This window comes from Actinomyces denticolens, from assembly GCF_002072185.1.
GTDB lineage: Bacteria > Actinomycetota > Actinomycetes > Actinomycetales > Actinomycetaceae > Actinomyces > Actinomyces denticolens.
The window spans coordinates 1-24,436 of sequence record NZ_MVIW01000040.1; the positions used below are offsets into that span (position 1 = coordinate 1).

General features: G+C 70.7%; 19 protein-coding genes and 1 pseudogene. 13 read left to right on the plus strand and 7 right to left on the minus strand.

The genetic code is table 11. The features are described 5' to 3' along the window. A partial coding sequence (locus B1H55_RS10260; protein WP_080461722.1) for an amino acid permease occupies nt 1–1,026 on the minus strand: 1,026 nt, incomplete at its 3' end. A gap of 75 nt (nt 1,027–1,101) precedes the next feature. Here B1H55_RS10260 and B1H55_RS10265 point away from each other — a divergent pair. From B1H55_RS10265 to B1H55_RS10310, 10 genes are all read left to right on the plus strand, one after another. Next, a complete protein-coding gene (locus B1H55_RS10265; protein ID WP_231952661.1) occupies nt 1,102–2,787 on the plus strand; it encodes a DUF2079 domain-containing protein in 1,686 nt (561 codons plus the stop codon). A gap of 1 nt (nt 2,788) precedes the next feature. Further along, a complete protein-coding gene (locus B1H55_RS10270) occupies nt 2,789–3,259 on the plus strand; it encodes a fluoride efflux transporter FluC (protein WP_073454473.1) in 471 nt (156 codons plus the stop codon). Then, the gene (locus B1H55_RS10275) at nt 3,256–3,744 is read left to right on the plus strand and encodes a fluoride efflux transporter FluC (RefSeq protein ID WP_077240822.1); all 489 of its coding nucleotides are present in this window, start codon (nt 3,256–3,258) and stop codon (nt 3,742–3,744) included. Before B1H55_RS10270 ends, B1H55_RS10275 begins: the two co-directional genes overlap by 4 nt. Nucleotides 3,745–3,816: 72 nt before the next feature. Further along, nucleotides 3,817–4,653, plus strand: a complete 837-nt coding sequence (locus B1H55_RS10280; RefSeq protein WP_077240983.1) for a DsbA family protein — start codon at nt 3,817–3,819, stop codon at nt 4,651–4,653. Nucleotides 4,654–4,873: 220 nt separating this feature from the next. Next, nucleotides 4,874–5,869, plus strand: coding sequence for an ROK family protein (locus tag B1H55_RS10285; RefSeq protein ID WP_073454469.1), 996 nt, complete (start codon nt 4,874–4,876; stop codon nt 5,867–5,869). Between the two features lie 190 nt (nt 5,870–6,059). After that, on the plus strand, nt 6,060–7,103 hold the full coding sequence (locus B1H55_RS10290; RefSeq protein WP_172575563.1) for an iron-siderophore ABC transporter substrate-binding protein: 1,044 nt from the start codon (nt 6,060–6,062) through the stop codon (nt 7,101–7,103). Then, nucleotides 7,100–8,143 carry a FecCD family ABC transporter permease gene (locus B1H55_RS10295; RefSeq protein ID WP_231952663.1) on the plus strand — a complete coding sequence of 348 codons (1,044 nt, stop codon included), beginning with the start codon at nt 7,100–7,102 and terminating at the stop codon, nt 8,141–8,143. Before B1H55_RS10290 ends, B1H55_RS10295 begins: the two co-directional genes overlap by 4 nt. Next, complete coding sequence (locus B1H55_RS10300; RefSeq protein ID WP_077240821.1) at nt 8,140–9,183, plus strand: FecCD family ABC transporter permease; 1,044 nt, start codon at nt 8,140–8,142, stop codon at nt 9,181–9,183. Before B1H55_RS10295 ends, B1H55_RS10300 begins: the two co-directional genes overlap by 4 nt. Then, nucleotides 9,180–10,064 carry an ABC transporter ATP-binding protein gene (locus B1H55_RS10305; RefSeq protein WP_077240820.1) on the plus strand — a complete coding sequence of 295 codons (885 nt, stop codon included), beginning with the start codon at nt 9,180–9,182 and terminating at the stop codon, nt 10,062–10,064. The genes B1H55_RS10300 and B1H55_RS10305 overlap by 4 nt, the downstream gene beginning before the upstream one ends. Beyond that, on the plus strand, nt 10,061–11,047 hold the full coding sequence (locus B1H55_RS10310) for a siderophore-interacting protein (protein ID WP_231952665.1): 987 nt from the start codon (nt 10,061–10,063) through the stop codon (nt 11,045–11,047). Before B1H55_RS10305 ends, B1H55_RS10310 begins: the two co-directional genes overlap by 4 nt. A 40-nt stretch (nt 11,048–11,087) precedes the next feature. Here the strand turns inward: B1H55_RS10310 and dnaB are convergent, their stop codons facing one another. Beyond that, the gene (gene dnaB, locus B1H55_RS10315; RefSeq protein ID WP_073454461.1) at nt 11,088–12,554 is read right to left on the minus strand and encodes a replicative DNA helicase; all 1,467 of its coding nucleotides are present in this window, start codon (nt 12,552–12,554) and stop codon (nt 11,088–11,090) included. Between the two features lie 519 nt (nt 12,555–13,073). Between dnaB and B1H55_RS10320 the strand changes: the two genes are divergently transcribed. Next, on the plus strand, nt 13,074–14,453 hold the full coding sequence (locus B1H55_RS10320) for an MATE family efflux transporter (RefSeq protein ID WP_080461723.1): 1,380 nt from the start codon (nt 13,074–13,076) through the stop codon (nt 14,451–14,453). 371 nt (nt 14,454–14,824) lie between these two features. Here the strand turns inward: B1H55_RS10320 and rplI are convergent, their stop codons facing one another. The 5 genes from rplI to B1H55_RS10345 form a co-directional block, all read right to left on the minus strand. Next, complete coding sequence (rplI, locus tag B1H55_RS10325; RefSeq protein ID WP_073454457.1) at nt 14,825–15,280, minus strand: 50S ribosomal protein L9; 456 nt, start codon at nt 15,278–15,280, stop codon at nt 14,825–14,827. Nucleotides 15,281–15,295: 15 nt separating this feature from the next. After that, nucleotides 15,296–15,532, minus strand: a complete 237-nt coding sequence (rpsR, locus tag B1H55_RS10330; protein ID WP_017177879.1) for a 30S ribosomal protein S18 — start codon at nt 15,530–15,532, stop codon at nt 15,296–15,298. Between the two features lie 90 nt (nt 15,533–15,622). After that, nucleotides 15,623–16,198: a single-stranded DNA-binding protein gene (locus B1H55_RS10335; protein ID WP_077240819.1), complete on the minus strand. Its 576-nt coding sequence runs from the start codon at nt 16,196–16,198 to the stop codon at nt 15,623–15,625. A 23-nt stretch (nt 16,199–16,221) separates the two neighbouring features. Continuing rightward, nucleotides 16,222–16,509, minus strand: a complete 288-nt coding sequence (gene rpsF, locus B1H55_RS10340) for a 30S ribosomal protein S6 (RefSeq protein ID WP_017177877.1) — start codon at nt 16,507–16,509, stop codon at nt 16,222–16,224. A 253-nt stretch (nt 16,510–16,762) separates the two neighbouring features. Continuing rightward, complete coding sequence (locus B1H55_RS10345) at nt 16,763–19,198, minus strand: transglycosylase domain-containing protein (RefSeq protein WP_077240818.1); 2,436 nt, start codon at nt 19,196–19,198, stop codon at nt 16,763–16,765. Nucleotides 19,199–19,573: 375 nt separating this feature from the next. Between B1H55_RS10345 and B1H55_RS10350 the strand changes: the two genes are divergently transcribed. Together B1H55_RS10350 and B1H55_RS10355 are read left to right on the plus strand one after the other, a co-directional pair. Continuing rightward, on the plus strand, nt 19,574–22,963 hold the full coding sequence (locus tag B1H55_RS10350) for a PPi-type phosphoenolpyruvate carboxykinase family protein (protein ID WP_077240979.1): 3,390 nt from the start codon (nt 19,574–19,576) through the stop codon (nt 22,961–22,963). 361 nt (nt 22,964–23,324) lie between these two features. Continuing rightward, nucleotides 23,325–24,436, plus strand: a pseudogene (locus tag B1H55_RS10355) (hypothetical protein); the annotation flags it as partial.

A 24,436-nucleotide genomic window follows, 5' to 3' on the forward strand; every position in this document is an offset into this window, starting at 1 on the left:
CAGGCGCTTGAAGACGGCGGGGCCATTACCGGACCAGGACAGGCCGTAGAGCATCCGGGAGGTGGAGTACATGCCGGAGTTCGCGCTCGACGCCGCGGCGGTGAGGACGACGAAGTTCACCATCGACGCCGCGAGGCCGAATCCGGCCAGGGAGAACATGGCCACGAACGGACTGGACTCGGTGACCTCCTGCCAGGGGGTGACCATCATGATCGCGGCGAGCGCGCCCAGGTAGAACAGGAGGATGCGCACCGGGATGGCGTTGATCGCCTTGGGGAGGGTGACCTCCGGGTCCTTGGCCTCCGCAGCGGCGGTCCCGATGAGCTCGGTGCCCACGAAGGCGAAGACGGCGATCTGGAAGGCGCCGGTGAAGCCGGAGAAGCCGTTGGGGAAGAGACTGCCGATCGAGTCGCCCGGGTCCCCCAGGTTCCTCAGGGAGGCGACGGCGCCATTGGGCGCTGTGAAGCCGATGGCGACCAGGACGATGCCGACGAGGACGAGCGCGATGATCGCCACGATCTTGATGATGGAGAACCAGAACTCGATCTCGCCGAAGGCCCTGACCGTGGTCAGGTTGAGGGACAGCAGCAGGGCGACGGTGAGGGTGGCGGGCAGCCACAGGGGCACGGTGGGCCACCAGTGCTGCGCGTACTGGGTGATGGCGATGACCTCCGCGATGGCGGTCACGAGCCAGCAGAAGTAGTAGGTCCACCCGGTGAAGAAGCCCGCCCAGGGGCCGATGAGGTCATGGGCGACGTCGGCGAAGGACTTGTACTCCAGGTTGGACAGCAGGACCTCGCCGAGGGCCCGCATGACCAGGAAGAGGAAGCCTCCGATGATCGCGTACACGAGCAGCACGCCGGGGCCGGCCAGGGAGATCGTCTTGCCGGAGCCCATGAAGAGGCCGGTTCCGATCGCCCCGCCGATGGCGATGAGCTGGATGTGTCGATTGGTGAGGCGGCGCTGGAGGTGCTCGCCGCGCTCGACGATCTCGTCTAGATCGTGCTCGCCCGTGTTGGCAGTCATCTGTGTCTCCTCAGGGGTGGGTGTGACTGGGGCAGCCTACGCCGAGGGGTGTTTCGAGCATTAGGCTCGTCCGCGATGAGTCCAGTGCCCAGCCCCGACGACGCCGTTCCTCCCCAGGATGGAGCCGCCGCGTATCCGATCCCGCCTCTGCCGGCCGCCCAGCCCATGCCCCCGTTGCCGCAGGGCCAGTACCTGCCGCCCGATGCGAGGGGGCCGGAGGAGAGCGCCGGGACTGCCCGAGCGATCGCCCCGGAGGCGGAGGAGGTGCCGCCCTTCCGCCTGACCCCGCCGCGTTCCCTCCGAGATCTGCGCGATCTTCTGCCCGCCGCGCTCACCGTCCTCATCGGCGCCTGGGTCCTCATCGCGTACTCCGTGGGCCAGTGGAGGGCGATGACCGTCCCGAGCTGGGACCTGGGCATCTTCTCCGAGGCGGCGAAGGCCTACTCCCACCTGGACGCGCCGATCGTCCCGATCAAGGGGCCGGGCTACAACCTCCTGGGCGACCACTTCCACCCCATCCTCGTGCTGCTCGGCCCCCTGTGGGCGCTGTTCCCCTCGGGCCTGACCCTCCTCATCGTCCAGGACATCCTCCTGGCGGTCTCCGCGTGGCCCATCGTGCGCCTGGCCCAGCGCCTGACCCACCCGATTGTCGCGCTCGCGCTGGGCCTCACCTACGTGCTGAGCTGGGGATTCCAGGGCGCGGTGGCCGCGCAGTTCCACGAGATCGCCTTCGCGGTTCCCATGCTGGCCTTCGCCTCGGCGGCCTTCGTCGAGCGCAGGTGGCTGGCCGTGGCCTGCTGGTCCGCACCGCTGGTCCTGGTCAAGGAGGACCTGGGCCTGACGGTCCTCATGATCGGCCTGGCCGTGGCCGTGCGGGGCCTGGGCGAACTGAGACGGGGCCACCTGGCCCACCCGATCGGGCGCCTCACCACCTGGCAGCTCGGGCTCGTGCTCGCCGCCTTCGGCGTCGTCATGTTCTTCCTGACCACCACGGTGCTCCTGCCGATGCTCAACCCGGGGGGCACGTGGGCCTACTCCATCGGATCGGGTGCCGACGGCGGAGCCCACCAGGACCTGATCACCCGCCTGTTCTCCCCGGAGGTCAAGATCCAGACCCTGGTCGTGCTGGCGCTCACCGCCGGCGGCATCGGGCTGGGATCACCGTGGATCGCCGTAGTGGCGCCGACCCTGGCCTGGCGGTTCCTGGGCTCGGTGGCCTTCTACTGGGAATGGAGGAACTGGCATTACAACGCCGTGCTCATCCCTGTGGCCGTGGGGGCGCTCCTCGACGTCGTCGCCGCTCTCAAGCGGCGGCGCTCGCGCAGGCCGGAGGGCGCGGGCTGGCTGGAGGTACCGCTGTGGGCCCGATGGCTGGCGCTGCTCGGCCTGGCCGCTCCGATGGTCCTGGGTGCCGTCACCGCCTCGGACCTGCCCCTGTGGCAGATGAATGATCGGGGCTTCGGCAGGGCACCGGAGCGCATGGCCTCCGTGGAGGCGGTCCACAACCTCATCCCCGAGGGCTCGACCGTGGAGACGGACCTGTCCCTCATGGCCTACCTGGTCCCGCGGGCGGATGTCGCCTGGGTGGGCACGGGCAGCGAGGCGCCGCAGTACGTGGTCATCGACGCCCGATCATCGGCGTGGGGCGGCAATGCCCCCCGGGACGCCGCGGCCTGGATCGAGGGCCGTACCGGCCGCGACTACATCCTCATCTTCAACGAGGACGATCTTCAGGTCGCCCAGCTCGTCGGCAGCCGCTGACATGCGCCCCTCCCCCGTCCCCGACTGGCCCGCCTTGGGGGTGGTGGGCCTCGGCGGAGCCGTCGGCACCTCGCTGCGGGCCGGTCTCGCCGAGCTCATCGGCTCCTCGCCGTCGGGGCTCCCCTGGGCGACGGCGACGGCGAACCTCGCAGGCGCACTCCTCCTGGGCCTCATCCTGGGCTGGTCGGCGGCGCCCGGCTGCCGGACGGGCGGGCACCGGCTCATCCGCCTGGGGGTGGGCACAGGACTCATGGGGGCGCTCACCACCTACTCGACGCTGATCGGCGAGACGCTTCACCTCATCGGCCGGGGGCGCGCGGCCCTGGGGGTCGTGTACCTCCTGGGCTCCCTCATCGCGGGCCTGGCGCTCGCAGGCCTCGGGCTGCGGCTGTCTGGGCTCCTGGAGCGGGCGCATCGCGCTGATACCACCGACGGCGCCGGAGCCGGTACCGCGCGCCCGGAGTCGGCATGAGCGGGGCATGGATCTGGCTCCTCATGGCCCTGGCCGGAGGCGCGGGGGCCATCGCCCGCCACCTCGTCGACGGCCGCGTGACCGCCGCGGCGGCCAGGGCTGCGGCCGGGAAGACGGCCGCCTCATCCCGCCACGGGCAGGCCGGTCCTGCCGACGGGTCCTCCGGCGAGGCCCACGGGGCCGTCGGCGGGCCGCCGGTGCCGGTGGGGACGATCGTCGTCAACACCACGGCCTGCCTGCTCCTGGGTATCCTCACCGGCTGGGCGCAAGCGGAGGCGACGGCGGGCGCAGCGAGCCTGGCCCGCGTCCTCGGCACAGGCCTCCTGGGCGGTTATTCGACCTTCTCCACGGCGAGCGTGGAGGGCGCGCGGCTCGCCGCACTCGGGCGCTGGAGGGCCGCCGCGGCCCACGGCCTGGGCATGATGACCATCTGCCTGGCCTCGGGAGCGGCGGGCATGGCGCTGGGCGCCTGGCTCCCCGGCTGAGGAGCATCGCGGATCCGTCGCGATGGGGTGGAGAAGCGACTCCGGGCTCCCGCTGTCTGCCAGACTGCGGGCATGACCCACTCGCCCGAGCCCACCGCCGCCCCCACAGGGCCGAACGCGCCCATCAGCCCCGCTTCGGACGGGGCGCCGCCGGTCCGGCGGAACAACCAGGCCGTGGTCATCCTGCTCATCATCATCGCCCTCCTCCTGGCCACGATCGCCGGGATCCTCATCCTGAGGAGCACGGGCGGATCGGCCTCGGCCCCGTCCGCCACGGCGGAGGCGACGCCCTCCGGCCCCGCGCCCAGCCCCGCCCAGGGGGCGGCCGCCGTTCCCTCCCTCAGCCCTGAGCAGTTGCAGATCCTGCGCAACGAGCCCAAGCGCGACCCGAACGACGCCCGCGCCAAGGGGAGCGCGGACGCGCCGGTCGTGATGACGATCTTCTCCGACTTCGCCTGCCCGTACTGCACGAAGTTCGCCCAGGAGACCGGCCCCGGGCTGCAGGACCTCATCGACAATGGCACGCTGCGGATCGAGTGGCGCGATCTCGCGCAGATCACCGCCTCCTCGCCGCTGGCCGCGCAGGCCGGGATCGCCGCCGGGAACCAGGGCCGCTTCTGGGAGTTCCACGACGCCGTCTACGCGGCCGCCGATCCCACCGGCCACCCCGAGTACACCCAGGACAGCCTCACGGCCCTCGCCCAGAGCGCCGGAGTGCAGGATATCGAGAGGTTCAAGGCGGACATGACCGCTGACGCCACCGTCCTGTCGGTGACCCAGGCCAAGGATCATGCCTACGAGATCGGAGTGACGGGAACACCCTTCCTCATGATCAACGACACCTACATCAGCGGCTTCGCCCCTGCGGACGCGGTGCGCGCCGCGATCACCGAGCAGGCCGCGAAGTAGTCGGAGATGATCAGTGGCCCCCACCGGGGCCCGGCGACGGCGGGGATCGCCCATGACGCCCATGACGCTCATGGCCCTCGCGGCATCCACGGGACCGTCGTCATTCGGTCGCGGGAGACCTGCGACCCCTGTCACAATAGGCGCGCCTCGGCATCGCGCCCATCGATGGGCGCGCGCCCACCCGGCACCGCATCACCCGAGGCATGGCGAAGGAGCACACATGGCGGATCAGACCGAGGCGACCACTGGGACGGCGCAGGACTCACGAGGCGCGCTGAGCATCGGCGTGGACGTGGGCGGCACGAAGATCGCGGGCGGCGTCGTCGGCGTCGACGGCGAGGTCCTCGCCACGATCCGCCGCGACTCCCCCGCCAAGGAGCGCCAGGCCATCATCGACACGATCGTCGAGGTCGTGCGCGAGCTCAAGAACGACTTCCCCGCCTGCGCGACGGTCGGCATCGGCGCGGCCGGCTTCATCGCCGAGGACCGAAACACGATCGCCCACGGCACGAACCTGGACTGGACCGGCCTGCGCCTGGCGGACGCGATCTCCGAGCGGGTGGGCATGCCGGTCGTCGTGGAGAACGACGCCAATGCCTTCGGCTGGGCGGAAGTGCGCTTCGGCGCCGCCCAGGGCAAGCGCAACGCCCTGGTCGTGGCGATCGGCACCGGCGTGGGAGGGGCGGTCATCGTGGATGGCAGGCTCCTGCGCGGCGCCCGGGGCTTCGCCGCCGAGATCGGACACATCAACGTCGTACCGGATGGACGGCCCTGCGGCTGCGGCCTCAACGGCTGTCTCGAGCGCTACGCCGCCGGCACGGCCCTGGGGGTCAACGGCTGGGAGCAGGCGCGCTTCCGCCCCGCCTACGCCGCGCGCATCATCGAGCTCTCGGGCGGGGACGCCAACAACATCTCCGGCAAGGCGGTCACCGCGGCGGCCCGCGAGGGCGACCCTTGCGCCCTGGAGTGCTACGCCCAGCTCACCCACTGGCTGGGCCGGGGCCTCGCGGACCTGTGCGCCGTGCTCGATCCCGAGGTCATCGTCATCGCCGGGGGCCTGGCCGAGGCGGGCGACATCCTCCTGGAACCCACGCGGAAGGCCTTCGAGGCCGCCCTCACCGCGGGCGCCCATCGACCGCCGATCCCGCTCGTCCTGGCCGCCGGAGGCCAGGAGGCCGGTTTGGTGGGGGCGGCGGACCTCGCCCGCCAGGGCTGAGCCCGGTCCGGGATCCCACCGCCCCTCCGGGGCGGGGCCGCACGGCGGATGATGACCCGCCGTGCCGACGAAGATGCGTCACGCCATACATGCCGCTCTTCCATAGGCCATCCTCCCCTTACTAAGGTTCTCCTTGTCCATCTCCGGGCGCTCACCGCGATCGACCGCCCCCGACGACGAAGAGGAACCCATGCCCATCCCCCGCAAGTCCTTCCTCGCGAGTACTTCAGCACTGTCCCTGTCGGCGCTCCTGGCCGCCTGCGGAGGCAAGGGGGGCGACGGCGGGAGCGCCAGTGGCTCTTCCGCCGACAGTGCCCCCGGCACCGTCACCCACGCCCTGGGCATCACGGAGCTGCCCGCCTCGGTGGAGCGCATCGCGACCGTCAACTGGGCGAACCAGGACGTCCCCCTCGCTCTGGGCATCATGCCCGTGGGGATCGCCAAGCAGGTCTTCGGCGTCGAGGACGGCTCCGGGATGCTGCCGTGGACCAAGGCGAGGGTGGATGAGCTCGTCGCCGGCGGCGCCACGGCCCCCGTCCTGTTCGACGAGACGGACGGCATCGCCTTCGAGGCCATCGCCGACACCAAACCCGATGTCATCCTGGGCGCCTACTCCGGCATGACCCAGGAGGACTACAACCGGCTCAGCGAGATCGCGCCCACCATCGCCTATCCCAAGGCCGCCTGGGTCACCCCGTGGCGGGAGATGATCACCATGGACGCCACCGCGATCGGCAAGAAGGCCGAGGGCGAGGCGCTCATCGCCGACCTCGAGTCCTCCATCGCCGCCGAGACCGCCAAGCACGCCCAGCTGGCCGGCAAGAACGCCGCCTTCTTCTACATGAGCGACGGCGACGCCTCCTCCATCGGCTTCTACACGACGGGCGATCCGCGCACGGCGTTCATGGAGGACCTGGGCCTGGCCATCCCGGAGTCGGTGCGCAAGCAGGCCGAGGCGGACCCCACCACCTTCTCCTACAACCTGTCCGCCGAGAACGCCGACATGGTCAACGATGTCGACATCATGGTCATGTACGGCACCGAGGCCGATCTGCCCACGCTCCAGGCCGATGCCCTCATCGGGACGATCCCCGCGGTGAAGAACGGGGCCATCGCCTTCGTCGGCAACGGCTCGGCGCTGTCGGCCTCCACCAACCCCGGGCCCCTGTCCCTGCCGTGGGGCCTGGCGGACTACGTGGCTCTCATCGCCGCCGCGGCCGACAAGGTCCAGTGACCCCTCCCGCCCGGCCCGCGCTGGGCGATCCGGTCAGGACGAGGCGCTCCTCATCACCCGCGCCCGCCGTACTCGTCGCGCTGCTGGCGCTGATCGCCCTGGCCGTCCTCGCCTCAATAGCCCTCGGCGCGCGCGTGGTCAGCCCAGCCGAGATCCTCAGCGGCATCACCGGCCATCACTCGACCATCGGGGCCGCCGCCGTCGGCGAGCGCCTGCCGCGCACTGCCACTGCCCTCGCGGCGGGCGCGGCCCTGGGGCTGGCGGGCGCCCTCATGCAGGCGATCACCCGCAACCCCATCGCCGACCCCGGGATCCTGGGGATCAACACGGGGGCCTCCCTGGCGATCGTCACCGGCATCGCCTTCCTCGGCATCCACTCCCTCTTCCAGTACCTGTGGCTGGCGATGGCGGGGGCCGTGCTCACCGCCGTCGCGGTCTACGCCGTCGGCTCACTCGGACCGGGTGGCGCCACACCGGTCAAACTCGCCCTGGCCGGCGTGGCCACCGGGGCGGCATTGTCCTCGGTGATCAGCGCGATCATGCTTCCTCGCGCCCAGGGCCTCGAGGACTTCCGCTCCTGGCAGGTCGGCAGCCTGGGGAGGGGCACCTGGGACTCCCTCGGGGTGGTCCTGCCCTTCATCGCGCTGGCGGCGGGGATCGCCCTGGTGATGGCGCGCCCACTGAACTCGCTGGCACTCGGCGACGAGGCGGCCACGGGCCTGGGCGTCAACGCGCCGGTGACACGGCTCCTGGCCGCCGGGGCGGGGGTGGTCCTGTGCGCCGCGGTGACGGCGCTGGCCGGGCCGATCGGCTTCGTCGGCCTCATGGTGCCCCACGCCGTGCGGATGCTCGCGGGCCCCGATCACCGGTGGCTCCTGCCCCTGTCCGCGCTCGGCGGTGCCGCGCTCCTGACGGCGGCGGACACCCTGGGCCGGGTGATCGCCCGGCCCTCCGAGGTATCGGTGGGCATCATCACCGCCTTCGTGGGAGCACCCGTCCTCATCGTGGTCGCCCGCAGCGCCAAGGTGCGCGAGCTATGAGCGCCCCCGCGATCGCCACCGGGTTCACCGACCGGGGCAGGCGGGCCCGCGCGGCGCGCTACTGGGGGGTGAGCGCGGCGCTGCTCATCGCCGTCATCGCCCTGTGGTGGGCGGCCGTGCTCATCGGGAGGACCTGGTACTCCCCCGAGGAGGTCCTCCGCGTCATGATGGGCGAGCGCGTGCCCGGGGCATCGTTCTCCGTGGGCCGTCTGCGACTGCCGCGCGCGACGGTCGGGCTCCTCGCGGGACTCGCCTTCGGCATGGCCGGGACCACCTCGCAGACGATGCTGCGCAATCAGCTCGCCAGCCCGGACATCATCGGCATCACCTCAGGGGCCTCGACGGCGGCGGTCTTCTCCATCCTCGTGCTGGGCTGGTCCGGGTCGGCCGTGAGCATCCTGGCGATCGCCGCCGGGCTGGCGACGGCCGCCGTCATCTACGCGCTGTCCGGCTCGGGCCGGACCCAGGGCGCTCGGCTCATCCTCATCGGCATCGGCGTGTCCTCGATGCTGTCCTCACTCGTCGCCTACCTGCAACTGCGGGCCGCCATCTACGACGTGCCCAAGGCGATGCGCTGGCTGTCCGGCTCCTTGAACGACGCCGCCTGGGACCAGGTGGGAATCCTGGCGATCGCCGTGGGCGCCTGCGCGCTGATCATGGGGATCATCGGCCGGGACCTGCCGCTGATCGCGCTGGGCGAGGAGACCGCTGTCGGCCTGGGGGTGGCCACCGGCCGCGCCAGGCTCGCACTCGTGCTCACCATGGTGGCGCTGGCCTCCTTCGCGACCGCGTCCACCGGGCCCATCGCCTTCGTGTCCTTCCTCGCAGGGCCCCTCGCGGCGAGTCTCGTGGGGCGCACGCATCGCACGCTGCTCCTGCCCGCCGCACTCATGGGCGCCATCATCGTGCTCGGCGGGGACCTGTTGGGCCAGCACGCCTTCCCCACAACGCTGCCGGTGGGCGTGGTGACCGGCGTGGTCGGCGCCCCCTATCTCCTCCTCCAGCTGCTGCGACTCAACCGCCAGGGAGCCTCCGCATGACCCCGTCCACCAACACCCGCGCACCTGAGGAGCAGGATCGCGCGCGCCCCGCCGAACTGGCCACCCGCGCCCTGCGCTCGGGGTACGCGGGCCGCGTCGTCGTCGACGGCGTCGACATCGACATCCCGTCGGGCCGCATCTCCGTCATCGTGGGGGCGAACGCCTGCGGGAAGTCCACCCTGCTCAAGACGATGGCACGAGTCCTGGCCCCCATGAGCGGACAGGTCCTGCTCGACGGCGAGGAGATCCGCTCGCTGCCCACCCGCCGACTGGCCCGCCGCCTCGGCCTGCTGCCGCAGCAGCCGATCGCCCCGGAGGGCATCGCGGTGGCGGATCTCGTGGGTCGGGGCCGCAGCCCCCACCAGGGACTGTTCCGGGCCACGAGCGCCGCCGACCGGAGGATCGTGGAGGCCTCGCTGCTGGCCACCCGCACTGAGGCCCTGGCGGATCGCTCCATCGACGAGCTCTCCGGCGGCCAGCGCCAGCGCGTGTGGATCGCCATGGCCCTGGCCCAGCGCACCGACGTGCTCCTGCTCGACGAGCCCACGACCTTCCTCGACCTCGCCCACCAGGTGGAGGTGCTGGACCTGCTCACGGATCTCAACCGCGAGCGCGGGACGACCGTGGTCATGGTCCTGCACGACATCAATCTCTCGGCCCGCTACGCGGACCACATCATCGCCATGCGCCGGGGGAGGGTGGTCGCCTCGGGAGCGCCATCGGAGATCATCTCGAGCGAGCTGGTGCGCGAGGTCTTCGACCTGGAGGCGGACGTCATCCCGGACCCGGTCTCCGGCACGCCGCTCATCATCCCCAAGGGCCGCCACCACGTCGGTGCCGACGTCGGGCGGGATCGGGCATCCGCGCGGGAGGAGGCGTGAGCGGCGCCGGGGCCGCCCCCTTCGGCCTCTTCGCCGTCGAGGTGGCGGGAATCCGCGATGTCTCGCCATCCATGCGGCGTTTCACCTTCGTGGGCGCCGGGGCTCCCGAGGAGGATGGCGGCCCTCTGGCCGATTTCGCGGACCCGGGCTGGGACCAGCGCATCAAGCTCGTCCTGCCCGCGCCCTCCGGCGGCTACGAGCACCTGGTGGACGGCTCGGAATGGTACGCCGCCTGGCTCGCCTGCCCGCCGGAGCACCGCTGCCCGATCCGCACCTACACGACGCGCGCGGTGCGCCGGACCGGGCATGACGGGGCCGCGACGGAGGTGGACGTGGACATGGTGGTGCATCCCTCTGCGCCGCCCAGCGGCCCCAGCGGGCCCGGCACCGGGCTGGGACCCGCGGCGCGCTGGATCGAGGCGGCCGCCGTCGGGAGCAGGGCCGTTCTGCTGGGGCCCCGGCGCTCCTTCGACGGCGAGACTGGCGGCGTCGACTTCGTCCCACCGGCGCGCACGGATGCCTTCCTGCTGGGCGGCGATGAGACGGCGGCCCCGGCGATCGCCCGCATCCTGGAGGGGCTGCCCGCGAGCGCGAGAGGGATCGCCGTCGTCGAGATGCCCCGGGAGGCCGACCGCGCCTATCTGCCGAGGCATCCGGGCTTCGAACTGCGTTTCCTGGGACGTGAGGGCCGGGCGCACGGCGAGCTGCTGACAGCGGCAGTCGTTGAGGCGGCGGCGGAGCTGTGCCCGCCGGGCCTGCCCACTCGGGTGGAGGAGATCGACGTCGATGCCGACCTCCTGTGGGAGGTGCCGCGCACGGCGCGGGGCGGGGCGGCGCTGTCGCGCACGGACCTGTACGCGTGGCTGGCCGGCGAGGCGGGGGCTGTGCGTGAGATGCGCCGCCACCTGGTCTCGGAGCGGGGCCTGGATCGGCGCACGGTGTCGTTCATGGGCTACTGGCGCCTGGGCCGGGCGGAGAACTGAGAAGGCCGCGCTCACGGCCGACCGACCGCGGCCGGGCCGGTCAGCCCTCGTAGTCGGGCTCGGCGGTGATGTCGCGCGCCATGTTGGAGAAGCGGGAGAGGTGGCCCTGGAAGGCCACGGGGATCGTCTTGGTCTGCCCGTTGCGGTGCTTGGCGACGATGATGTCGGCCTCCCCGGGGCGCTCCTCCATCGCGTAGTACTCGGGGCGGTGCAGGAGCATGATGATGTCGGCATCCTGCTCCAGGGAGCCGGACTCGCGCAGGTCGGACATCTGGGGCTTGTTGCCGGTGCGCTGCTCGGGGCCGCGGTTGAGCTGGGCGACGGCGATCACCGGGATCTCGAGCTCCTTGGCGAGGAGTTTGAGCGAGCGGGAGAACTCGCTGACCTCCTGCTGGCGGGATTCCACCCGCTTGCCCGAGCTCATGAGCTGGAGGTAGTCGATGACGAGCAGGCCGAGGCCGTTCTGCTGCTTGAGGCGCAGGGCCTTGGAGCGGATCTCCGGCATGGTGAGGTTCGGGGAGTCGTCGATGTACAGCTGCGCGTTGGAGACGGGGTTGTAGGCCAGGGCGACGTCCTGCCAGTCGCGCTCGTCCATCTGGTTGGAGCCGCGCAGCTTGTTCATGGAGACGCCGGACTCGGCGGCCAGGATGCGCATCATGAGCTCCATGCGCCCCATCTCCAGGGAGAAGTAGCACGAGGGGATGCCGTGGTGGATGGAGGCCGAGCGGCAGAAGTCGACGGCGAGCGTGGACTTGCCCATGGCGGGGCGCGCGGCGATGATGACCATCTGGCCGGCGTGGAGGCCGCCGGTGAGCTCGTCGAGGTCCATGAAGCCCGTGGGAACGCCCGTCATGGCGCCCTGCTCGCGGCTCTGCCCGGCCTCGATCTCCAGGTTGGCCTCGCCCAGGAGCTCGGAGATCGCGACGTAGTCCTCCTTCTCCCCCTCGGAGTGGGCCACGGAGTAGACCTCGGCCTCGGCCAGGGTGACGAGCTCGGCGATGTCCCCGGCGTCCTGGGAGTAGCCGAGCTGGGTGATGCGGGTGCCGGCCTGGACGAGGCCCCGCATGAGGGACTTCTCCCGGACGATGCGCGCGTAGTAGGCGGCGTTGGCGGCCGTGGGCACGCTCGCCATGAGGGAGGCGAGGTAGGGGGCGCCGCCGACGAGATCGAGCTCGCCGCGCTTGGCCAACTCGTCGGCCACGACGATGGGGTCGGCCGGCATGGAGCGGTTGTAGACGTCGACGATGACGTCGAAGATCGACTCGTGGGCGGGCTGATAGAACTCGTTGCCGCGCAGGACCTCCAGGACGTCGGTGATCGCCTCCTTGCTCAGGAGCATGCCACCGAGCGCGGCCATCTCCGCCTCGTCGTCGTGCGGGGGGACGCGGTCGAAGACGCCATCGAAGCGGGCCGTCGCCGATGGGCCGGATGCGTCCTGGCCGCTCCTTCCCCGCCCGCCGGACTCGCGCGCCGTGCTCACGGCGGCGCGGTCGATGACGTCGGTCATGGCTCCCCTCCCCTCCGGCGCCAGGCGGCGCGCGCGCGACATTAGCCCCCGCCCCGAGGCGCGGCAAACGCGCCCTGGGGGGATGTTGTGGGCGGACCACCGACACCTGTGGAAAGCGGTGGATAACCTGGGGGCGACGCGCCGCACAGCCTGTGGATAAAGTTGGGGTCACGACCTGCATGTTCTCGGCAATCGTTGAGATACCAGCGTGATCTCGACGTGGAGTTCATGCTCAGAAGCCCACAAGCAAGTGCGACAAAGTCCGCACAAAATCTGTGGATAACCCTGTTTTCCTGTGGAATAACCTCATCCTCACCTTCAGGTCTGGACCACCCGGGCGCGATTGGCACGAGCACGGCGAGGGCCCGGGACGGACGGCGGCGGGGGTGGGCGGTGGGCGCCGCCGGCCTGCGCGGGGGGCGTGAGAGACTGGGACGCCCCCACGACCCCGGAGATGACGTGACCAGACCAGAGTGCGATGACGGCCCCCTCGGCGCGAGTCCTGACCGGGACGGATCCATGAGTTCTCCGGGCCCGACCGGGCGCCGTCGCCTCGACCGGTCCATCCTGGGACTGGCGCTGCCGGCGCTCGGTGCGCTCGTGGCCGAGCCCCTGCTCGTGCTCGTGGACTCCGCGATGGTCGGGCACCTGGGGGCCACATCCCTGGCGGGCCTGTCGCTCGCCTCCGCGGTCCTGACCACGCTCGTGGGCCTCTTCGTCTTCCTCGCCTACGCAACGACCGCGACGACGGCGCGGTTCTTCGGGGCGGGCGATCGGGCCGGGGGCCTGCGCGCGGGGATCGACGGGCTGTGGCTCGCCCTCCTCCTGGGCGCGGGCGCTGCGATCCTCCTGGGCGCGGGCGGCCCGTGGTTGGTGGAGGCCCTGGGAGCGCGGGGGGCGGTGGCCGACGCCGCCACCGCCTATCTGCGCGCCTCGGCACCGGGCCTGCCGGGAATGCTCGCAGTCCTCGCCTCCACGGGCACGCTTCGCGGGCTGCTCGACACCAGGACCCCCTTCATCGTGGCCACCACCGGGGCGGCGCTCAATGCGGGACTCAACGCCGTGCTGCTCTACGGCGTGGGGATGGGGATCGCCGGCTCGGGCCTGGGCACGGCTCTGGCGCAGACGGCGATGGCCCTGGCCCTGGCGCGGCCCATCGTGCGCGCGGCCCGGGCGGCGGGCGTGCCGATGCGCCCCCATCGGGCGGGGCTCGGCGCCTCCCTGGGGGCGGGGCTTCCCCTGCTCGTGCGCACCGTCTCATTGAGGGCGGCGATCCTGCTGACGGTCTGGGCGGCCACGGCGCTGGGAGAGGCTCCGCTGGCGGCGCACCAGGTGGTCAATTCCCTGTGGACATTCGCCGCCTTCGCCCTCGACGCGCTGGCCGTGGCGGCGCAGGCCCTGATCGGCACGGCGCTCGGGCAGGCCGATGCCGCGTCCGCCGAGGAGGCGAGCGCCCCGCCGGCCGGAGGCGCGCCTCCGCTCGCCGTGGGCGCGGTAGTGCGCCGAACCGTGGCCTGGGGGGCGCTGACGGGTGTCGTCCTGGGCGCCGTCATGGCGGCGGCCTCCCCATGGCTGCCGCGCCTGTTCACCTCGGACGCGGGCGTCATCGGCCTGGCGATCCCGGTACTGCTCGTGACGGCCTCGGCGATGCCGCTGGCCGGGGTCGTCTACCTGCTCGACGGCGTTCTCATGGGCGCGGGCGAGGGCCGCTACCTGGCGCGCGCAGGGGTGCTGACCCTGCTGCCCTACGCCCCCCTGGCGGTGGCGATCGGGCACCTGGGCGCGGCGTCGAACCTCGGCGATCACGGGCTGGAGCTGCTCTGGCTGGCCTTCGCCTGGGTGTTCATGGGCGCCCGGGCCGCAACCACTGCCCTGCGCGCCCGCGCCTGGCGCTCCTAAGGGCGCGGCTCGCACCTCGGCGCCGCGCCGGGCCCTCCGCTCCCGCCGCCCTCCTCGATGGCGGGCACCACGGCGTCCTGCACGAGGACGGAGGCGCCGATGCGGGCCATCATCGCCCCGAAGCTCCCGGCCTACTCCTCAGTCACGTCCCGGGTCGCTTCCCACGCGAGTGGCGAGGTTTGAGGATTCCTTTTTCTGACATTGTGTTACGTCTTGCATCATCCCAGGTCAGGAGCCTGGAGATGGAGGACGAGAACACGCAGAGTATCTCCAGATCGCGAGCAATCCTCAAACCTCGCCACTTCCCGGCCGCCGACAGCGAAAGGGGCCCGCCCGGGACTGCCCGGGCGGGCCCTCGGTGCTGCCGATGCTCAGCGAGCGGCGACGACGTACAGCTCCACCGGGGCGACGACGTCGGCGTGCAGGCGCACGGAGGCGTTGTGACGGCCGGTGGCCTTGATCGGGGGAACGACGGTGATCTTGCGGCGGTCGATGGCGGGGCCGCCGGACTCCTTCACGGCATCGGCGATCTCGGCGGTGGTGACGGAGCCGAAGAGGCGGCCGTTGGCACCGGCCTTGGCGGTGATCGTCACGACGTTCTCAGTCAGCCAGGCGCGGGCGGACTGGGCGTGCTCGAGGGACTCGATGCTGCGACGACGTCGGGCCTCGGCCATCTGGTCGATCTGCTTCTGCGCGCCCTTGGTCCAGGGCGTGGCGAGCTTGCGGGGGACCAGGTAGTTGCGGGCGTAGCCGTCCTTGACGTTCACGACCTCCCCGGCGGCGCCGAGGTTGGCCACGTCGTGGGTGAGGATGAGCTTGGTGGTCATATCCGTGCCTCCTTCTCAGCGAGCAGAGCTCGTGTAGGGCAGCAGGGCCATCTCGCGGGCGTTCTTCACGGCCTTGGCGATCTTGCGCTGCTCCTGGACGGAGACGCCGGTGACACGGCGGGCGCGGATCTTGCCGCGGTCGGAGATGAACTTGCGCAGCGTGGCGGTGTCCTTGTAGTCGATGACGCCGACCTTGATCGCCTTGACGGGGCCGACCTTCTTCTTCGGCTTACGAAGCTGGGGCTTCGCCATAGTGGTACTCCTTGTTGCGAGCGCCGACGGCGCTCATACGAGATTGGTTTGTGGGTGTGGGAACGGGCCGAGGCGCCTGGATCGCGGGAATCAGAACGGGGGCTCGTCACCGAAGGAGGTGGAGCCGCCCGTGGCCCACGGGTCGTCCGCGGCGCCGCCCCGGGGGGCGTTGTAGCCGGACTGGCCGCCCTGGCCCTGGAAGCCCTGACCGCCCTGGTTGTTGCTCCAGGAGCCGCCCTGACCGCCCTGATTCTGGGGGCCGCCTTGATAACCGCCCTGGTTGCCGCCGTAGCCGCCCTGACCGCCCGTGCGGGTGACCTGGGCCTTGGCGCGGCGCAGGGAGGGGCCGATCTCATCGACCTGCATCTCCACGACGGTGCGCTGGGCGCCCTCGCGATCGGTGTAGGAGCGCTGCTGGAGGCGGCCCTGGGCGATGACGCGCATGCCCTTGGTCAGGGACTCGGCGACGTTCTCCGCGGCGTCGCGCCAGATCGAGCAGCGCATGAACAGCGTCTCCGCGTCCTGCCACTCGTTGGTCTGCCGGTTGAAGGTGCGCGGTGTGGACGCGATCGTGAAGGACGCGACCGCCGCGCCCGACGGGGTGAAGCGCATCTCCGGGTCCGCGGTGAGGTTCCCGATGATCGTGATGACGGTGTCGCCGGCCATTTCGCTTCCTTCCCTCGGTGGGCTCAGGCCTCGGGACGCAGGAGCTTGGTGCGCAGGACAGTCTCGTTGAGGCCGAGCTGGCGGTCGAGCTCCTGGGCGATCTCGGGCGTGGTGGTCATGTCGACGACGACGTAGAAGCCCTCGGAGCGCTTCTTGATGTCGTAGGCGAGACGGCGCTTGCCCCAGACGTCGACCTTGTCGACCGTGCCCCCGTTGCTGGGGACGACCTGCAGCAGCTTCTCGAGCGACGGCGCGATGGTGCGCTCGTCCGTCTCGGGGTCGAGGATGATCATGATCTCGTAATGACGCATGCTTGGTACCCACCTCCTCTGGTCTCAAGCGGTCACGGTCTCTCCGTGACAGGAGGGTTGATGCGTGCGGCGCACCGCCGGGGCGGGATCGCCCAGAGGGCGCCGGGACACGAGCCTACTCCAGGGCCGCCGTCGCCCGGAAGGCGGGGATGGGCCGCCGGCCGTGCAGTGCGACACGTGCAGGAGCGCAGGCCGGGCCCCGCCGTGCGATCACGCCCACGACGGCCTGGCGCCGTCACGCGCCGGACGGAGCTCAGTAGGCGTACTCGTACCGGTAATGGGGGTACCAATCGTAGGCGTTGCGGTTCTGCGGATCCGACCGACCGCCCTGCCCGTCGTTCGGGCCACCCTCCCGGTCATTATCACCAGGATCTTTCTCGTTGCGTCCGCCCTGGTTGTTCGGGTCCCAGGGGTTGTCGGTCCCGTTGCCACCCGGTGGGAGCGCCGGGGCCTGCTGATCCGGCTCGGGCGTGAACCCGCGCTGGTTGTCCTGGGTGGGGGCCTGCTGGGTCGGCGCCTCCTGCGTGGGCTCCACCGGCGCGGCGGAGGGCTCCGGCTCGGGCGCCGGGGAGGAGTCCTCCGAGGGGGCGGGAGCCTGGGCGCCGCCCAGGGAGCCCGGCGTGTACGACTCGGCCGTGCGCTGGGGGAACTGCTCGACGGGCAGGCCGTCCAGCGCGGACTCCATGTAGGTGGTGAAGATGTCCGCCGGGTAGGTGGAGCCGGTGATCTCGGAGTACTCGCCCCAGGGGGTGATCGACTCCTCCTCGCCGTTGGGCCCGGTCTGGTAGAGGGTGACAGCGGTGGCCACCTGCGGGGTGTAGCCGACGAACTGGGCGGACTTGTTGTCCGAGGACGAGCCCGTCTTGGCGGCGATCGGCCGGCCCAAGCGCAGCGCGGTGGTGCCCGATCCCTCGTTGACCACCTGCTGCATCGCATAGGTGGCGTCGGCCATGACGTCGTCGGAGAAGACCTTCTCGCCATTGGTGGGCGCCGTGTAGGAGACGCTCTTCCCGCTGACCGAGGCGACGATATGCGTCTGGTGGCGGGTCCCCTGCGAGGCGAAGGTCGCGTACGCCGTGGCGATGTCGATCGTGTGCGGCGAGGCCGAGCCGAGGACGTTCTGGAGGTTGGCGTCCTTCAGGCCCGCCGTGTCCTCCGGGTAGCCGGCCCGCGTGGCCACCTCCTTGGTGGTCTCGGGTCCGACGTCCTCGTTGAGCTGGACGTAGGGGGTGTTGACCGAGTACGCGGTGGCGGTCACAAGACTCGCCCACTTGAACTGGGCGTCTCCGAAGTTGACGAACTGAGTGCCCTCGATCGTCATGGGCGAGGTCCCCGGATAGCCGTTGGCCAGGGTCGCGCCGTTCTCCAGGGCGGCCACGAGCGCGAAGGGCTTGAAGGTCGATCCCGCCTGGGCCACGGCGCCGGTGGAGGAGTTCAGGCCGCCGGTGAGGTAGTCGCTCCCGCCGTAGAGGGAGAGGATGCCGCCGCTACTGGCGTCGATCGAGACCAGCCCCACCCTCAGGTTGGGCGAGTGGCCCTCCGGCAGGCTCTGGGCGGCGGCGACGGCGGCGTCCTGGTTGCCCTTGTTGATCGTGGTGACGATGGACAGCCCGCCGGTGTCGATCTGCTGGTCGGTGAGCCCCGCCGTCGTCGTGAGCTCCTCCCGGACCATCTGGAGGAGGTAGCCGTTGGGTCCCTGGTAGGTCTCGTCGTCGGTGACGTCGATCGTCGTCGGGAAGGTCGCGGAGTCGCGCTCCGCCTGCGTGATGTACCCATCGGCCACCATGAGGTCGAGCACGCGCTTCCAGCGGAGAGTGGCCTGGTCCTTGTCGATCGCCGGGTCCCAGGCGCTGGGCGCGGGCAGGATGCCCGCCAGGAGCGCGGATTCGGAGAAGGTCATCTCGGAGGCCGGGTGGCCGAAGTACGCCTGACTGGCGGCCTCGATGCCGTAGGCGGCCCGCCCGAAGTACACCGTGTTGAGGTAGGAGCCGAGGATCTCCGCCTTGGTCTTGGAGCGGTCGATCTTGAGGGCCATGATGGCCTGCTTGAACTTGCCCGTGTAGGAGCTCGTCGTATCGACGTAGTAGTTCTTGATGTACTGCTGGGTGAGGGTGGAGGCGCCCTGGGTCCCCCCGCCGCTGGCATTGTTGACCAGCGCCCGCAGGATTCCCTTCGGGTCCACACCGCTATTGGTGTAGAAGGAGCGGTCCTCGGAGGCGACGACGGCGTTGCCCACATGGGAGGGGATCGTCGAGGTATCGATAATAGTGCGGTTGACCTCGGCGAATTGCCCCATCGGGGTGGTGCCGTCGGAGTAGTAGACGGTGGTCGTCTGCGCCTGGGCGAACTCGCTGGGCTCAGGTACCTTGATCGTCGAGTAGGCGTAGACGAACAGGCCCAGCACCGCCGCGGTCATGAGGAGGAAGGATCCCAGGCAGAAGCGCCAGCTCGGGATCCAGCGGTGGATCGGGCCCTTGCCGCGCCTGGGGTAGTTGAAGATCCTCCTCAGGCCCGTGGGGGCCGGGCCTGCGGCAGCGGCCCTGGCGGCCTTCTTGGCGGCCCGGGCGGCGCGCCTGTCACGGCCGCTCAGGGGAGCCTGTCGGCCGTGCTCCTGCCTCCCGGAGCTGGCCGCCTGGGCGAGCCTGCCGCCACGGGGACGATTGCCTCCTGGGTCCGCGTTCAGTGTCACGCGCTCCTCAATTCCTGCAGTGCCGGTCGGTTCGCTGGGATTCAGGGCTGGGGGCCCAACGAGCCATCGTGCAGCCCCAAGTATGGCCGGGAAGTGCCCCCTCGGGGCAAGGGGAATGCGGCCGGATCATGACCCGGCGTCGGCTCGACGGACCCTGCGCCCCCGCTGATCGGCGTCATTACAGGCCAGAGCACAATATGGCGCCTATCACTCAGGCATCGGTCACACTCGTCCGCCTCCCGCCGGACCGGGCGGAATAGGCCGAGAGGCCCCTCCACCACCCCGCCGGCGCCCCCTAGGCTCGGCACCATGGACTCCGCAGCCGCACCATCCGCTCCGCTCCCCTCCGCCGTCCTCGCCACCCCGACCGACGCCATGCGGGCGGCGATCTCCCTGCGCCTCCAGCTCCTGGGCATCCCCGGCCCCACCGGGGCCACCTCCACGGAGATCGACCAACTGGTCTCCCCGATCATCGCCCGCGAGCGCGAGCTCTCCCGCCGACTGGCCAACCGCCACTGCGCGGCGGACCACCGCATCCAGGACTTCCTCGACTCCTACCTGTCCGGCACGTCCACGAGCCCCCGGCTGCCCCGGTCCACCTTCGTCCTCGACCAGCCCGGCATCGCCCGCGCCCTGTCCCTGCCGGCGGACGGGAACCGCTTCGTCTCCGATTACGTCGAGTCCTACCGCGTCCTCCAGGGGGTCCTGCACAACCCGCGCAACGACCGGCGCACCACGGCCGGCGTCTTCCACGTGGCCGAGGGCGGCCTGCCCATCCCCGATGACAAGATCGCCGTGCCGGCCGAGGTCTTCGGCCGCCTCCTGGAGCGCGCCATCGACGCCCCGGCCGACCTGCTGGCCCTGCCGTGGACGGCCGACGGGCCCGCGGATGAGCGCGCCCACTGCTTCGTGTCTCTCCTGCTGCGCCCGGTCGTCGTGCCCGAGGTGCCGGGCTTCAGCGACGCCCGCTCCATGGAGATCCGCTTCATCGCCCCGGGCGGGCTCGTGTCCAACCTCGACTTCGTCGAAGGGATCTTCGGCAACGGCGGGGACCCGTACCTGCCGGAGAACGACGCCTCCCTCGAGCCGGGCACGTGGACCGGCCACACCGGCTGCGTCATCCTGGCCCCGCACCTGACCCGCCTGACGAAGAAGGAGCTCGGCCTGCCCTCGTGGGAGGGGGCCACGGAGCGCCAGCGCCGCGACGGCATGTGCTACCGGGCCGAGGACGAGCTCTACAACGGCGGCAAGGCCTTCAAGTGCGTGGCCCGCGACGAGCGCGGCGTCATCGTCACCGTCATCGCGGACAACTACTTCGGCTACTGCAAGAAGGAGGTCAAGACCCAGATCGGGTACTCGGCCAACCTCTTCGGCTGCGTGGAGGAGGAGCACGCCGGTGGCGCGATCGCCTTCCCGCGCTACGACCTGGGCCGCGAGTTCCGCGATGTCCACACCCCCGAGGGAATCACGATCGCCTCCGTCATGGAGACCAATCCGGGGCGCTTCGAGCTCATGCCCGCCGGGCACGCCCGCGACCTGCTCGACGACGCCGTCGTCCTCGTGCCCGGCGGCGCCTTCTACTCGATGCTCACCCGCACGATCCAGTGGGCCGATGACGCCGGCGAGCACTCGATCCCGCTGCTGGCGGGGCGCATCTACGTGACTCCGTCGGGCTATCGGGTCCACTGCAAGGCGGCGGTGGGCAACCCCAAGCAGTGGCACATGATCGGCACCGCCCCGTGGCACACGCAGCTGCACAAGCCGGCCACGGTCTCGGGCGGCGGGAAGTCGGAGATCTCCAAATCGATCCTCGACGCCTTCGTGTTCGGAGAGGCCTATATCGCGGACCCGGAGAAGGACTTCGACGCCGTCCAGGAGATCCTCGACGGGGACTACACCGATCGCTTCGTCGACGACGCCAACAAGAGCTCGGACCACCGGCCGATCCTCTCCGAGCGCCGCAGTCTGGGCAGTGTCATCAAGCTGCTGACGCCGTCGGAGATGTACACGCCCGAGTACAACGCGTTCCTGGAGTCGATCCCCGCCCATATCAAGGAGCTCATCTTCACGGTGAAGCGCTACTACCGCCCGGAGTGGGGCGGCGATTGGCGCTCGCACTTCTCCGTGGGGGTCATGAACGGGCGGCAGGCCAACTCCCTGCGCCTGGATGGGGAGACCGTCAAGGTCAACATGCTGCGCGTGGGCTTCGAGGACGACGGCGCCTGGCGCTTGTTCTCCCTGCGCCCGGACTTCGCGGCGGCCGCCAAGGTGCAGACGGAGGACGACATCACCGCCTCGACGGTGGCGCCGGCACTGGATGAGGGCATCGGCGGGGACCTGAGCCGCAAGTACGTCACCAACTGCGAGAGCCTGCTCTTCCAGCGCCCCGATGACGCGATCGTGCGCGGCTACGACAAGCAGACGGAGTCCGACATGTCCGGCACGGGCCTGTTCATCTCCAACTTCCAGCCGCTCACCCCGGCCGACGCCCGCGCGATGGCGGAGGACGCCCCGGGCCTGTCCCAGTTCACCGAGCCCATGCAGGACCTGGTGCGCCGGGCGGCGGCCCTGCCGGACGGGCCGGACGCGGCCCACGAGACCTACTGGGTGTCCACCGCGGACCCCCGGCTGGTCGACGGCGCCCCCACGAAGAACCCGCGATACCTGCAGGTGCGCCCGGACGTCGCGGAGCCCGAGCATGCGCGCCTGGCCGAGCTGGCCAGTCATCTCTACGCCGGGGTGCCCCTGGACGAGCCGATCCGCCACAGCGTGGATGTCGTGGCGGCGGGACGGCGCAACAACCCGCCGGAGCCGGGCGTGCCGGCGCTGTGCGCCTACAACCCCCTGCACTTCATGGAGCTGCCCGAGCTGTTCATGGAGTTCATCTCCTCGATGACCGGCAAGTCGCCGTCGACGACGGGCGCCGGCAGCGAGGGGGCGCTGACGAAGTCCCCGTTCAACGCGCTGCCGCCGGTCTACGACCTCAACGCGGCGCTGCTGTCCTATGCGCTCAGCGGCTACGACGGGTGGCTCTCCTCGGCCGGCCACATCGGCCCGAGGGTGAAGGTCGCGCATGACATCTCCATGCTCGTCCCGGAGATCTTCTCCCGCATGGAGCCCGCCGAGCGCGACGCCCACCGGCTCATCGACGCCGGCTACCTGGAGAGGATGGAGGACTACGTCCACGAGGGCCGCACAGTCCAGGCCTCCCGCCTCGGCTACCGCATGAACCAGGCCTTCGCCTCGACGTTCTTCGGGCGGATCTTCCTGCACCCGGACGTGGTCTTCACCAAGGAGATGCTGCGCCCCGAGCTTCAGGACCCGGACGTCTTCGCCGACTCCATCGACGTCATCGTCACCACCCACGAGGTGGTGGCCCGCAAGTACGTGGCCGATGGCTCGATCGAGCAGGCGGTGCCGCCTCTGCGGGCCCTGCTGGAGATCATGGCCGACGGCGCCTCGCGCGAGGGCTGGACGCTGGCCAGCCCGGAGTTCCGGGCCCTGTTCGAGCGCGAGGCGATCCTGGCCTCCGACTGGTACGCCGCGCGCGTGGACGCCAAGGCGCGCCGGGATATCGCGGTGGCCGACGATGCCATCGCGGGCCTCACGCGCTTCCTCACCACGGAGGGCAACGAGGCGCCGGTGGGGCGCCTGGGCGTCGAGGCGCGGCTGGAAGCGGCCCGCGCTTGGCGCGAGCGGGTGGGCTCGGAGGCCTACCGGGCCTCCCTCGTGGGCACTCTCGGGCTCCAGCCCGAGTTGGCCTGACGGCGGGCCCTCCTCCGTCCACGGCTTCGCATTTCTGGTGGCAGCCTCGCCCCCGCCCTCGGATCTCGTCACCAGAAATGCGATCCCATCAGGCCCCTCATGAACCGCTCCTGATTGCTCCCCAGGTGAGGGTTATTTCGTGATATCGCAGTTTCACAGTCAGCACACCTTGCGGCTGATGACATGCGGTTTACTCGTCGAAATAGATCCTGAACAGCATGAATGAACCAACGCTCGGGTTCGGTGCATCAATTTCATATCACTTGGGGCTCTCATTCTGAGAACGGTCACCGCCGTCGGATAGGGTTAGTCACGGGTCACGCACCCATCCCCTTTCCCTCATGCAGAAAGCCTCCTCCCCATGTCATTCTCCACTCGTGGGCGCCGCCTCCCGGCCCTGGTGGGCCTCATGGCCGCCTCCTCCCTCGTCGCGCCGATCGCCATGGCGGCCGGCGGGACCGCGACCGCCGCAAGCCCGAAGGCCCCTACCTTCACGGTGAGCACAGCGACCTGCCACGCACCGAAGAACCTCGTGACCGTGACGGACTTCGATACCGCGGCCGCTGCGAACTACCGCATCGTCGTCAGCGTCGACGGCGTGGGCGCCGCAGCAGTCAAGAGCAGCACCAGCAAGACGGTCTTCACCACTGGCAATGGCGTCTTCGACGTCGACGCCTACCTGAAGGAGCGCGGCTTCACCGGCACCGCCTTCGATGGCAAGAAGGCCACCGTCAAGCTGTACTACTTCGACAAGGACGGCAAGTACGCCGACCAGTACGAGGACAAGGACACGGTCGTCCCCGGCGAGACCAAGGACAAGATGGTCCCGCTGGGCAGCCCTGTCGAGGTCACCTACGAGGATCCGGCCACGGTCTGCGAGACGACGATGCCGACCACCCCGAAGGTCTCGGCGGCACTGTCCGGCGACCACAATGACGTCTCCGTCTCCGAGGCCACCACGGAGCCCCAGAAGAACTACCGCTTCGTCGCCACGCTGCCCGACGGCACCAGGAAGGCTCTGCCCAAGGCGTTCTCCGAGAAGATCGCCGACGGCAAGGCCACGGTCAGCGCCGAGGAGGCTCTCAAGGACGCCGGTGGCGTCGAGGCCTACTACGGCAAGCCGATCCCGGTTCAGGCCTACTACTTCGACGCGGAGAAGCGCTACGCGACGACCGCTTACGTCGACCCCGCCGGCGTGGTCGATGGCCAGACCAAGGAGCAGTTCATCAAGCTGGGTGAGCCTCAGGAACTGACCCTCACCAAGCCGGCCGAGACCCCGAAGCCGGATCCCGAGCCGACCGGGACTGCTGACCCCAAGCCCTCGGAGTCGGCTGACCCCAAGCCGTCGGAGTCGGCTGGCCCCAAGCCCTCGGAGTCGGCCAAGCCGTCCGAGTCGGCTGACCCCAAGCCGTCCGAGTCGGCTAAGCCTTCTGAGTCGGCCAAGCCGTCGGAGTCGGCTGACCCCAAGCCGTC